We start from the raw sequence: 12,677 nt of genomic DNA on the forward strand, positions 1-12,677 counted from the left end.
TTCTTCACGGCTTCTGAGACACGTGTTCGTGAATGTGTTCCGCTGCTGATGCCGCCCCGTCGACTCCGGAGAGGAGTCCGCGGAGCTCCTGGGCACGGGAGCGGGTGTAGGGGTCTGTGAGGACCTTCTCCACGGCATTTCGGAAAGAGGTTCCGGAAACGTCCCCGGGAGAGATGGCGACGGCGTTTCCGAAGCGGACGCAGTCCGCCACGTTCCACCGCTGCTCCATCTGCAGACCGATTCCGACGAAGGGTTTTCCGGTCGTGACCGCGGTCTGCACGGTTCCCTCGCCCCCGTGGATCACGGAGGCGTCGATGAGGTCGCCGAGCAGGTGTGCGGGGAGAAGGTCGCGCACGTGGATGTTGTCCGCGACCTCGGGGAGGTCGCTCTCCTTGAGGTAGGAGGCGACGGGGGCGATGACGGTGACGGGCATCCGGGAGAGCTCGGTGAGGACCCGGAGCACCACCTCCCGGTTCCCCGAACTGCCCATGGCGAAGTAGACCACCGGGCGTTTCGCCCGCGCCGAGGCCTCGGCGACGCGGACCACGTCCGGAGGGACCTCCCGGTCGATCCGGGCGAAGACCGGGCCGACCAGGCGGTAGTTCGCGGGCATCCGGTAGGGGCGCAGGTAGCAGGAGAGGGAGGTGATCAGGTTGAGGTCGGCGTCGAGCGCCTGGATGGTGCGACCGGGCAGCCTGACCCCGTGCTCGCGCGCTACCGCCCGGAAGGCCGCGGGCTTGTAGGTGGTCATCCGGGCGGCTTCCCGCAGGAGGGCGGCGGCGCCGGTGTTGACCGCCCGGGGGAGCGCGCCGCCCCCTTCGAAGAGCGGCAGCGACCGCGTCTGGAGGATGTGGGGCCAGCTGTAGGCGAAGGGCTTGACGTAGACGAGCGGCACGCCGGCGGCACGGGCGGAGACGAACTGGCTGAGCGTCGTGCCGATCACGACCGCCGCCGGGCGGAGCGTGCCGATGAGGGCGAGTTCACTGGCGACGCGGGTGCGGAGCATCGCGGTGGTGAAGGGGTGCCGGACCGCCTTCCCCTGATCGACGCGGATCAGCTGGTCCGCGTCTTCGTCGGTCAGCGCGGGGGCCAGACGGTGAAACGTGAACCCGGCCTCTTCAATGAGACCCGAGTATCTTTCGGAATACCCGGAAAAGACGCATTCATATTTTCCGCGGAGGTGCTTCGCCACCTCGATGGACCGGGTTGTCTCCGCGAGATTGAATGTCTCGGGGGCGAACAATATAACGCGCACCAGTAAACGCACCTAAGCAAAATTTATGGGACGCCCACGAAAGTAGCATTGGCGAATATAAGCGTCAAATGTGACGCGGATCACACTAAAAGTCTCATGTTTTGGAGGGCCAGGTGAGGAAGGCGTGGGGCGGGGGTGTTCCGTCGAGCACGTGCGTGTTCCCTGGTGAAGGTTTTCCGTCCTCGGGGCGGAGGAATCGGTGGGTTCACGTTCTGCTGTCACTTCTTGCAGTATTTCGACCACGAAGAGAAGTGTTGGATTCGTGTTTCTCGCTTTTCTGCGGTCATGTTGCGCGCTTGTTACCGCGAGGCGGCTTCAGTGTGCCACTGCCGGGGCGCGGGGTGTTCGCACCGGTGCGCCGCCCGGGCGGCGGGCGGGACCGCGGCGTCCGGGGCGCGCCGATTTCCGTGTTCTCGTCCGGGCGGGCGTCGACCGGGGCGCCCGGTGCGGTTGTCCACAGGCCCTCTGCGGTGGATCCGCCCAACGCCTAACCTGGCCGGAACAGAGGAAACAGACGTCTGGGGGGACAGCGATGACGGGACGGTACGGGGGCGGCCGGGGGCGCCGGTACGGGGGCGGCGGAGGCCGCGGCGGCGGGCGCGGGCCCGAGCCCGAGCCGATCCGCGGCGTCCGCGACGGGGCCCGGCTCTCCGAGGAACTCCTGCGCATGGACGGCGCCTCCTACGGCCGCTACAAGTCCCTCAAGGGGGACTGGGACTTCGGCGACTTCACCCTGACCGTGCAGCGGGTCCAGGCCGACCCCTTCGCGCCGCCCTCGCGGGTGCGCGTGCTCATCCCGGACGCCGGCATCCCCAAGAGCGCCTGGGGCGACCCGGTGCGCCGCCGCGCCACCGCCGACTACCTGGGGCGGCGCGCCCGCCGGCTCCTGCGCGGATCGCTGCTCAGGATCGACACCGGCGGCCAGGAGGTGATCGAACGCTCCTCCTGCCAGCTCACCGACGGCGGCATCGACCTGCGCATCGGCATCGACCTGCCCGGCCACGGCCGCCGCATCGACGGCCGCACCGCCGAGCGGGAGCTGTGCCGCACGCTGCCCGGCCTGGTGGACGACCTGGACTGGGAGGAGGTCGACACCGAGGAGGCCGCGGCCTTCGCCGACAGCGTCGCCGACACGGTCGCCCTGCGCTCCCGACTGGAGGAGAGGGGTCTGGTGGCCTTCGTCGCGGACGGCGCCGTGCTGCCCCGGCGCAGCGGTGTCAGCGACGAACCCATGACCGGCGGCGCCGTGCCCTTCGCCTCCCCCGAGGGCCTGCGGGTCAGCGTCGACCTGCCGCACCGGGGCACGGTGAGCGGCATGGGCGTCCCCGAGGGCATCACCCTCATCGTCGGCGGCGGCTTCCACGGCAAGTCCACCCTGCTGCACGCCCTGGAGCGCGGTGTCTACGACCACGTCCCCGGCGACGGCCGCGAACTGGTGGTGACCAGGGACGACGCCGTCAAGATCCGGGCGGAGGAGGGTCGCAGGGTCGAACGCGTGGACGTGAGCGCCTTCGTGCGCAACCTGCCCACCGGCGCCGACACGAGCGACTTCCGCACCGAGAACGCCTCCGGGTCCACCTCCCAGGCGGCCAACATCTGCGAGGCGGTCGAGGCGGGGTCGCGCACCCTGCTGGTGGACGAGGACTCCACCGCCACCAACCTGATGATCCGCGACGAGCGCATGCAGGCCCTCGTGCACGGCGACCGGGAACCCCTGGTCCCCTTCATCGACCTCGTCCGGCCCCTGCGCCGCGACCACGGGGTGTCCACGGTCCTGGTCATGGGCGGCAGCGGCGACTACTTCGACGTCGCCGACCACGTCATCATGCTCGACGCCTACCACCCGTACGACGTCACCGAACGGGCCCGCGAGCTCGCCCACGAGCGCGTGGACGCGGACTTCGCCCTGCCGCGCCCCCGCGTGGTCGACCCCGCCTCCGTGGACGACAGCACCTCCCGGGGTCGGGGCCGGATCAAGCGCCGCGACATGGACGTGCTGGTGTTCGGCGACCACGACGTCGACGTGCGCGCGGTGGAGCAGTTCGTCGACCCCGGACAGATCACCGGCGCCGGGCTGGCCCTGCGCGAGCTGGTCGCCGGACGCCACCTGGACGGCGACCGCACCCTCGCCCAGGCGCTCGACTCCCTGGAGGAGGCCCTGGACAGAAGGGGCGTCACCCTGCTGGGCTCCGACTTCGGCGGCGACTACGCCCTGCCCCGCCGCTTCGAGGTCGCCGCCGTCCTCAACCGGTTGCGCTCGCTGCTGGTGGCCGACCCGCGCTGAGCCGCCGGGGCTCGGGCCGGGCCGGCCCGAGCCGGGGTGTGGCGGTCCTCTCATGCCCCGGTTGCAGGAAGCTCCCTCCGCCGGTCGGGGTTGGTAGGGGTGTGGGTGAGCGTCCTCGCACGGCTCAGCCGGTCGGGGGTCCTTGTCCCGCACCGACCGGCGGCGGTGGTGCCGTGGGGCGCGAGCGTCCTCGCGCGGCTCGGTCGGCGGGCTGGTGGGTCGGTATTCTGGAGAAGCAGGGCACAGCCTCCCAGGCGGTGCGAATCGGGCCTTCCCGGCCGTACCCCGGCGTCCGACCGCCGCGTGAGCGCGACCCTGTGACCCCGACCAGTTTTGGAGACGAGAACCCGGTGCGTGACTCCGCAGATCTGTACGAACTCCACCCAGGCTTCGAGGATGTCGCCGGACTGGCGATGCTGGTCTGTCTGGACGGCTTCGTGGACGCCGGACACGCCGGGCGCCAGATGATCACGTCGCTGTTCGACCGGTTCACCGCGGAGGAGGTCGCGACCTTCGACGCCGACCGCCTCGTGGACTACCGCTCGCGCCGCCCGACGATGACCTTCGTCGAGAACACCTGGACCGCCTACGACGCGCCCAAGATCGCCCTGTACCGGATGCACGACGACGAGGGCGCCCCCTTCCTGGTCCTGCACGGCCCGGAACCGGACCGCGAGTGGGAGGCCTTCGTCGCCGCCGTGGGCAGCCTCGTCGACCACTTCTCCGTCACGCTGTCCGTCAGCGTCCACGGCATCCCCATGGCGGTCCCGCACACCCGGCCGGTCACGGTCACCCCGCACTCCACCCGCCCCGAGCTGGTCGAGGGGCACACCCCGTGGATCGGCCGCGTCGAGGTGCCCGGCAGCGCCACCTCGCTGCTGGAGTACCGGCTCGGCGAGCGCGGCCACGACTTCGTGGGCTACGCCGTCCACGTGCCCAGCTACCTGGCCCAGGCCCAGTACCCGCGCGCGGCCATCGCCGCCGCCGAGTACGTGGCCGGGGCCACCGGCCTGGCCCTGACCACCACGGAGATGGAGGAGGTCGCCGCGGCGACCGACGTCGACATCGCCGAACAGGTCATGGCCTCCGAGGAGATCCAGCGCGTCGTGGCCAACCTGGAGCGCCAGTACGACGACATCATGTCCTCGCGGACCGACCCCCAGGAGCGCCCCACGCTCCCGCTGGCCGACGACGACGCCCAGCTGCCCACCGCCGACGAGCTCGGCGCCGAACTCGAACGCTTCCTCGCCGAGCGCGAGGGCGAGGGAAACGGATGACCGTGTTCTACCAGATGCTCTTCCGCTCGGTCCTGCGCCACATGGACGCGGAGAAGGTCCACAAGCTCAGCTTCGCCGCCCTGCGCGGCGTGACCTCCCTGCCCGCCGTGGCCTCCGCCATGAACGGTGTGCTCGGGCCGCGCGAGCCGGAGCTGACCGTGCACGCCCTCGGGCAGGAGTTCCCCGGCCCGCTGGGGCTCGCGGCCGGTTTCGACAAGAACGCGGAGAGCCCCTCCGGGCTGGCCGCGCTCGGCTTCGGCTTCGTGGAGGTGGGCACCGTCACCGCCCAGCCCCAGCCGGGCAACCCCCGGCCGCGCCTGTCCCGGCTGGTGGCCGACCGCGCGATCGTCAACCGCATGGGCTTCAACAACGAGGGGTCGGCCCTGGTCGCCGAACGCCTCCACCACCGGCGCGGCGGCCGCCGTCCCGTGCTCGGCGTCAACATCGGCAAGACCAAGGTCACGCCCGAGGAGGAGGCCCCCGCCGACTACGCCCTCAGCGCCCGGCGCCTGGCCCGCTACGCCGACTACCTGGTGGTCAACGTCAGCTCGCCCAACACCCCCGGGCTGCGCAATCTCCAGGGCGTGGAGCAGCTGCGCCCGCTCCTGGCCGCCGTGCGCGAGGCCCTGGCCGAGGCCGGCCGCCCGGACCTGCCCCTCCTGGTCAAGATCGCCCCCGACCTCGCCGACGAGGACGTCGACGCCGTCGCCGACCTCGCGCTGGCCGAGGGGCTCGACGGCATCATCGCCACCAACACCACCATCTCCCGCGAGGGTCTGACCACCCCCGCGGCGCAGGTGGAGGCGGCCGGTGCGGGCGGCCTGTCCGGCGCCCCCCTCAAGCGGCGCTCCCTGGAGGTGCTGCGCCGCCTGCGCGCCCGCGTGGGCGACCGGGTGACCCTGATCGCCGTCGGCGGCATCGAGACGCCCCTGGACGCCTGGTTCCGTATCCGCGCGGGGGCCAGCCTCGTGCAGGGTTACACCGGTCTCATCTACGGCGGCCCCCTCTGGCCCCGCCGCATCAACCGCGGCCTCGCCCGGCTGGTGCGGGCCTCCGGCCACCGCTCCATCAACGAGGTCGTCGGGGCCGACGTCCCCGCCCCGGTCGCCCCGGCGGCCGGTAACGGGCAGGGGTCGGACCCCGCCGCGGCGACCGCCAGGGGCTGAGCCCGCAGCCGGAGCCCGCACGCGCGGACCCGTCACAAGGGCGGGGTACGCGAACTCATCGAGCGCCCGGAATCCGCACGCGGACCCGTCACCGACGAGGCGGCTCGCGGCCCCGCCGCCCGGGGCCGCATCCGCCACCGAGGGGCGCGGCGCCACCGCACGGACGCGGCGGCCGGTGGGACACCCCACCGGCCGCCGACGCGCGTGCCGGTCCTCCCCGGACCTCAGGAACCGGCGGGCGCGGACAGCCCCTCGGGCGGGTAGCTCTCGCCGGCCTCCGGACCTTCGTAGACCTGGCTGACGGTCGCGAACTCGTACCCGTCGGCCCGCAGCCGCTCGATGATCTCGGGGACCGCGGCCAGGGTCGGCTCCAGGGTGTCGTGCAGCAGCACCACGCCCCCCGGCCGGGCCCCGCCCACCACGCTCTCCACGACCTCGTCGCGGCTCATGCCGGTCCAGTCCTCGCTGTCCTGGCTCCACAGGATCTCGGCCATGCCCTGACGGCCGATCTCCTCCAGCACCCCCGGCGAGCTGTCGCCGAACGGCGGCCGGAACAGTTCCACGGTGTGCCCCGTCTGGCGGCGCACCATCGCGCTCACCGCGGCCACCTGGTGGACCAGCTCCTCGCCCTCGAAGGACTCGGGCATGCGCTCGTGCAGGTGGTTGTGGCTGCCGATCTCGTGCCCCTCCGCGTAGATCTGACGCGTGACGCTGGGCCGGGTCAGCGCCGGGTTGCCGTTGAGGAAGAAGGTGGCCGCCACCTCCTCCTCCGCCAGCAGGTCCAGCAGTCGCGGAGTCGTCGCGACCGGTCCGTCGTCGAAGGTCAGCGCGATGCACTTGGCCTCGGCGCAGTCCAGGTCGGGGTCTCCCGCCGAGACCACCCCCGGCACCCGCGGCTCGGCCGGGGGCTCGCTGTCGGGCGCCTCCACGGTCAGCACGGGCTCCTCCGCCATGGCGGCCTCCCGCGCCCGCTCGCCCAGGCCGGACAGCAGGGGCGCGGCCTCCTCGGCGGGCACCACCGCGACCATCCGCCCCGGCGCCGAGGACGGGGGGTGGCCCTCCACGATCGGGGACAGGTCCCCGTCGTCGAACTCCACCACCAGGTCCCCGTCGGCGTTGAACCCCATCGAGTCGTAGGTGCGCATCACCGGGTGCAGCCCCTGCGCGTCCACCGCCTCCTCGTCGGCGAACGAGGCCCGGACGATCCCGTTGAGCTCCCGGAGCGCCGCGTCGTCGGCCAGCAGCTCCGTGGAGTAGGCGGTGTGGCCGGTGGACGCGTCGTACCAGTACGTCCCGTACCCCTGGCGCAGCCCGTGGAAGTCCTCCTCGGTGCGCACCAGGCGTACGCCCAGAACCCCGTTCCCGGCGGCGACCACCTCCCAGTCGACGCCCAGCTTCACCGGGTCCCGGCTGGCGCCCCGGTAGTCGCGCACCTCCTGGTCCACCCGGGCGGCCAGGTCCTCGGCGAAGGCGTCGGCGCCCGCGAACACGGGGTAGGCGACGTCGATCGTGAGCCCCTCGGGCTTGTAGGGGTGGTCCTCGAAGTCGGAGGCGTCCCCGCGCCACTCGGTGACCCCGTCCTCCGGTTCCGCCGCCACCACCGTGATCAGTTCCGGGTCCTCACCGCCCCCGGAGGCGATCCCCTCGGTGCCGCACGCGGCCAGGGGCAGGACCAGCGCGGCCAGCGCCGCCCCGGGCCACCGGGCTCTGCGCTCCCACGGTCGGTTCCCCCCTGCCCCGGGGCGGGGGGCGGCCTCGTTCGGGTGGACTCGAATCGACGACAACACCGGACTCCCTCATCCCTCAGCGGGTGGCCAACACGGCTGCTGCTGGGAGCAACATAGGGGACGCCCCCACCCGTCCCGGGGCGGTGACCACATGTGGTCACCGCCCCGGGACGGGCGACGCGCCGGAGACCGAGGACGCCCGTGCGGGGCGCCCTACCGGCACCGCCCGGTGCCCTCACACGGCTCCGCGTCCCGTGCGTCCCACCGGCCGCGGCCCCGAAGCCCTCCCGGGGCCATCCTCACCCGGACCGCCCGCCGCGCCGTGACGCCGCGCCCTCAGGCCCCCTCGGAAGCCTCCTCGGCCCCCTCAGCGGGTTCCCCGGAGGGCTCGGCGCTCTCCTCGGGGGCGTCGGGGACCCCGTCCATGTAGGTCTCGCCGGGGGTCGTGGTCCCCAGCAGCTGGGACACCGTGACCATGGTGTACCCCTGCTCGTGCAGTTCCCGGATCGCCGTGAGGGAGGCGTCGACGGTGGTGCCGTGGATGTCGTGCATGAGGATGATCGCCCCGTCCGAAGCGCCCTCCAGCACCCGGTCGTGGATCAACGAGGCCTTGCGGTCCTTCCAGTCGAGGGTGTCCACGCTCCACAGGATCTGGGCCAGGCCCATGTCCGCGGTCACCGAGGCCACGCCATCGTCGGTCGAGCCGTAGGGCGGACGCATGAGGTCCATGGTGTAACCCGTCTCGCGGTACACCAGCGCCTGCACGACGTCCAGGTCCGCGCGCACCCCTCCCGCGCCCAGGCCGGCCAGGTCGGGGTGGTTCAGGGTGTGGTTGGCGATCTCGTGCCCCTCGGCGTAGGCGCGCCGCACCGTGTGCGGGTGCTCCATGACGGGGTTGCCGGTGACGAAGAACGTGGCCCGCGCGTCGTACTCGGCGAGGGCGTCCAGCAGTTCGGGGGTGCGCCCGCCGGGGCCGTCGTCGTAGGTCAGCGCCACGCACTTGGTGTCGGGGTCGGAGCAGCCGACGCCGGGGTCCACCGCGGGCACCTGTCCGGGGACGGCGCCGTCCTCCCGGCCGTCCTTGTCGGCCCGGGGCGGGGCGGCGATGGAGAAGTCGTCCACGCCCACGGTCGCGGCGTCGCGCACGCGCAGGCCCAGCTCGGACAGCAGGCCCTCGGCCTCACCGGCGGCGACCACCGCGCGGGTGCGGCCCTCCCGCGCCGGGGCGACCTGCCCGGCGTCGAACTCCACGACCAGGTCCCCGTCGGGGTTGAAGCCCACCGAGTCGTACAGGGAGCTGATCGGGTGGATGACGTCGGGGTCGGCCGGGCCCTCCCCGCCCTCCCCGCTCCCGACGGCGCCGCGCACCAGTCCGTTGAGCTCCTCCAGCTGCTCCTGACCGCCGACCAGCGCGGCGGAGGGGTGGTGCGCCGCGGTCTCGGTGTCGTACCAGTAGGTGGTGTAACCCTCCCGGGACCCCTCGGAGTCGGTCTCCACCCGGGTCACGCGGACCCCCAGCAGGCCGTCGCGCGCCGCGGTCAGGTTCCACCCCGCCTCGAAGGAGACCGCACCGGGGTTGGCCGCCTCGAAGGCGCGCACCTCGTCGGACAGCTCGCGCTCCAGGAAGTCGGCCAGCGGCTCGGCGTTGGGGATCACCGGGTAGGTCACCGAGACGGAGATCTCCCCGTCGTAGGGCAGCTCGGCCTCCTCCACGCCCGCCACGGCGGCCGCGTCCACCTCGGTGAGCCCGTCGGGCTCGCCGGAGGCCGGGGGAGGCGGCTCGCCCTCGGAGAGCGGCGCTCCCTGCGTCCGCGGCCCGGGCTCGGGCTCTCCGGAGGAGCGGGTGGCAAACAACACCATGCCCGCCAGGATCGCCAGGGCTACCACGACCGTGATCAGGGGGTGGTCCGGTGCCATGGCGAGGCGGGACTGCTTATTCACGAGGGAATCTCCACGTTCATCGCTCAGACGAACGTCCGCGGGGAGCAGAGAGGGCTCACCCGCGCAACGCTTGACTTCGTGTGTGACGCCGACCGAAGGACGGGGGTTCTCACCGTCCGGGCCGGGCGCATGGGGCCGCACGCCGGGTACAGGGGCGAAGGGGGCCCTCCCTATACTTGCAGCCGTGGAAGGTACATGATCCACCCCCGCGTCCCGGGCCCGGCCCGGAACGAACGGGGCGGAACCATGTCGCAAGAGGGAACCCGGTGCGAGTCCGGGACTGCCCCGCAGCGGTATGGGGGAACGAACGTCGCCATGAGCACTGGTAGTGCCGGTCGCCGAGACCGGAAACCGGGAAGCGGCGGCCAGTAGGAGGAGCGGTGTCCGCACCGCCCGCGCCCCCGAGTCCGAAGACCTGCCTCCACCCGGCGACGCGCCCGCGGCGCCGGTGGTCCCGCGCCCCGAGGGAGGGCCGGAGGCGGTGGCAGGTCCGGTGCGCGCCCGCGGCGCGTCCGTCGGCGTGCCCGCCCCTCTTCTCCTCCCCGCGGCCGGTACCCGGCTTTCGACGAGGGAGAGAAGCTCATGACCACGACCCCCGCGCCTTCCGCGGCCCCGGGCGGGCCGCGCCCCTCCGTGCGCTCGACCGTGCACGGCTACCCGCGCATCGGCCCCGACCGCGAGCTCAAGCGCGCCTGCGAGTCCCACTGGAGGGGCCGCACCACCGCCCGGGAACTGGACGCGGTCGCCGCCGACCTGCGCCTGGGCGTCTACGCCCAGCTGCGCGAGGCCGGTGTCGACGACATCCCCTCCAACACGTTCTCCTACTACGACCACGTGCTGGACACAGCGGTCCTGTTCGACCTGGTCCCCTCCCGCTTCGCCCCGCCCGCCGCGGCTCCGGACCGCGAGGAGGAGCTGCGCCGCTACTTCGCGCTCGCCCGCGGCGAGCAGGGCGCCCCTCCGCTGGAGATGACCAAGTGGTTCGACACGAACTACCACTACCTGGTCCCCGAGCTCTCGCCCGGCACCCGTCCGCGCCTGGTGGGCGACAAGCCCGTCGCCGAGTTCCGCGAGGCCGCCGAGGCGGGCTTCCACACCCGCCCGGTCCTGGTCGGCCCGCTCACCTTCCTGCTGCTGGCCAAGCCCGCCGACGGCGCCCCCGAGGGCTGGGAACCCGTCCAGCTGCTCGACCAGCTCCTGGACGCCTACGCCCAGCTGCTCGGCGACCTGCGGGCCGCGGGCGCCACCGAGGTCCAGCTGGACGAGCCGATCCTGGCCACCGACGAGGGCCGCGCCGCCGTCGGCCACCTGGAGCGCGCCTACCAGCGCCTGGGCGCGGTCACCGACCGGCCCTCCCTGCTCGTGTCCACCTACTTCGGCTCCATCGGCTCCGCGGCCCTGCGCGTCCTCAAGGAGTCCGCGGTCGAGGCGGTCGGCCTGGACCTGGTCACCGACGACGAGGGCGTGGACGACCTGGTGCGGATCTCCGGCTTGGGCGCCACCCGCCTGGTCGCGGGCGTGGTGGAGGGGCGCAACGTCTGGCGCACCGACATCCCGGCCGCCGTCGCCGCACTCGGCACCCTGCTCGCCCTCACCGACGAGCTGACCGTGAGCACCTCCTGCTCCCTGCTGCACGTGCCCCTGGACCTGGACGCCGAGACCTCCCTCGCCCCCGAGCTGCGCGGGGCCCTGGCCTTCGCCCGGCAGAAGGCCCGGGAGACGGCTCTGCTCGGCCGTGTGCTGTCCGAGGGGGCCGAGGCCGAGTACACCGGACGGGACGGCGTCCGTCCCCCCGCCTTCACCGACGCGCGCGTGCGCGCCCGCCTCGACGCCCTGGGCCCGGACGCCTACGAGCGCCCGCGGGAGCGCGGCAGGCCCACCGACACCCCGCTCACCACGACCACCATCGGTTCCTTCCCCCAGACCGCCGAGCTGCGCAGCGCCCGCGCCGCGCACCGCAGGGGGGAACTGGCCGAGGACGCCTACAAGGACGTCCTGCGCGAGGAGATCGACCGGGTCGTCGCGCTCCAGGAGGAGATCGGCCTGGACGTGCTCGTGCACGGCGAGCCCGAGCGCAACGACATGGTCCAGTACTTCGCCGAGCAGCTGGAGGGCTACGCCACCACCGAGAACGGCTGGGTGCAGTCCTACGGTTCGCGGTGCGTGCGCCCGCCGATCCTGTTCGGCGACGTCTCGCGCCCGGCGCCGATGACGGTCGAGTGGACCACCTACGCCCAGTCGCGCACCGACAAGCCGGTCAAGGGCATGCTGACCGGTCCGGTCACCATGCTCGCCTGGTCGTTCGTGCGCACCGACCAGCCGCTGGGGGAGACCGCCCGCCAGGTGGCCCTGGCTCTGCGCGACGAGGTCGCCGACCTGGAGCGCGCCGGGATCCGCCACATCCAGGTGGACGAGGCGGCCCTGCGCGAACTGCTGCCGCTGCGCTCGGAGCACCGGGCGCGGTACCTGGACTGGGCGGTGGGCTCCTTCCGCCTGGCCACGTCGGGGGTGTCGCCGTCCACGACCGTCCACACGCACATGTGCTACTCCGAGTTCGGGCTGATCGTCGGCGGCATCGAGGCGCTGGACGCCGACGTCACCAGCGTGGAGGCCGCACGCTCGCGCATGGAGCTGGTGCGGGACCTGGGCGAGCGGGGCTACAGGCGCGGGATCGGCCCGGGCGTGTACGACATCCACTCCCCGCGGGTGCCCTCGGTGGAGGAGATCGAGGGGTCGCTGCGGCTGGCGGTCGCGCACATCGACGCCCAGAACCTGTGGGTGAACCCCGACTGCGGCCTCAAGACGCGCGGTTACGCAGAGGCCGAACAGGCCCTGCGCAACATGGTCGAGGCGGCCCGCCGGGTGCGCGCCGACCTGGCGTGAGCCCGGCGGTGTTTTTTTGGACCTCCGCTTCGCTTCGGTCCGTGTTCGGGCGCCCGGAGAACGGGAATCGGGTTGAAGCAGGCACAGTGGCGCCTCCGGTGAGACGGCTCGTGCCCACACCGTCGCCCGCCACCACCCTCAACG

General features: G+C 72.9%; 7 protein-coding genes and 1 riboswitch. Of the genes, 4 read left to right on the forward strand and 3 right to left on the reverse strand.

What is annotated here, in order from left to right; genetic code table 11:
- Positions 1-4 precede the first annotated feature (4 nt).
- On the reverse strand, positions 5-1,267 hold the full coding sequence (locus tag ACSTA4_RS08180; protein ID WP_444963029.1) for a glycosyltransferase: 1,263 nt from the start codon (positions 1,265-1,267) through the stop codon (positions 5-7).
- Positions 1,268-1,787: 520 nt separating this feature from the next.
- Here ACSTA4_RS08180 and ACSTA4_RS08185 point away from each other — a divergent pair.
- The 3 genes from ACSTA4_RS08185 to ACSTA4_RS08195 all read left to right on the forward strand — a co-directional run bounded on the left by ACSTA4_RS08185 (position 1,788) and on the right by ACSTA4_RS08195 (position 5,982).
- Positions 1,788-3,539 carry an ABC-ATPase domain-containing protein gene (locus ACSTA4_RS08185; RefSeq protein ID WP_444963030.1) on the forward strand — a complete coding sequence of 584 codons (1,752 nt, stop codon included), beginning with the start codon at positions 1,788-1,790 and terminating at the stop codon, positions 3,537-3,539.
- Positions 3,540-3,889: 350 nt separating this feature from the next.
- Positions 3,890-4,816: a proteasome assembly chaperone family protein gene (locus tag ACSTA4_RS08190; protein WP_212640897.1), complete on the forward strand. Its 927-nt coding sequence runs from the start codon at positions 3,890-3,892 to the stop codon at positions 4,814-4,816.
- Positions 4,813-5,982 (forward strand): quinone-dependent dihydroorotate dehydrogenase, encoded by a 1,170-nt coding sequence (locus tag ACSTA4_RS08195; protein WP_444963031.1) that lies wholly within the window; start codon positions 4,813-4,815, stop codon positions 5,980-5,982. Before ACSTA4_RS08190 ends, ACSTA4_RS08195 begins: the two co-directional genes overlap by 4 nt.
- Positions 5,983-6,206: 224 nt before the next feature.
- On the opposite strand, the gene ACSTA4_RS08200 is transcribed toward ACSTA4_RS08195, so the two are convergent.
- The gene (locus tag ACSTA4_RS08200; RefSeq protein WP_444963032.1) at positions 6,207-7,766 is read right to left on the reverse strand and encodes a polysaccharide deacetylase family protein; all 1,560 of its coding nucleotides are present in this window, start codon (positions 7,764-7,766) and stop codon (positions 6,207-6,209) included.
- A 279-nt stretch (positions 7,767-8,045) separates the two neighbouring features.
- On the reverse strand, positions 8,046-9,626 hold the full coding sequence (locus ACSTA4_RS08205) for a polysaccharide deacetylase family protein (protein WP_444964119.1): 1,581 nt from the start codon (positions 9,624-9,626) through the stop codon (positions 8,046-8,048).
- A 280-nt stretch (positions 9,627-9,906) separates the two neighbouring features.
- Positions 9,907-10,067, forward strand: a riboswitch (cobalamin riboswitch).
- Positions 10,068-10,232: 165 nt separating this feature from the next.
- Here ACSTA4_RS08205 and metE point away from each other — a divergent pair.
- A complete protein-coding gene (gene metE / locus ACSTA4_RS08210) occupies positions 10,233-12,533 on the forward strand; it encodes a 5-methyltetrahydropteroyltriglutamate--homocysteine S-methyltransferase (protein ID WP_444963033.1) in 2,301 nt (766 codons plus the stop codon).
- Positions 12,534-12,677 lie beyond the last annotated feature (144 nt).

This window comes from Nocardiopsis sp. M1B1, from assembly GCF_052466615.1.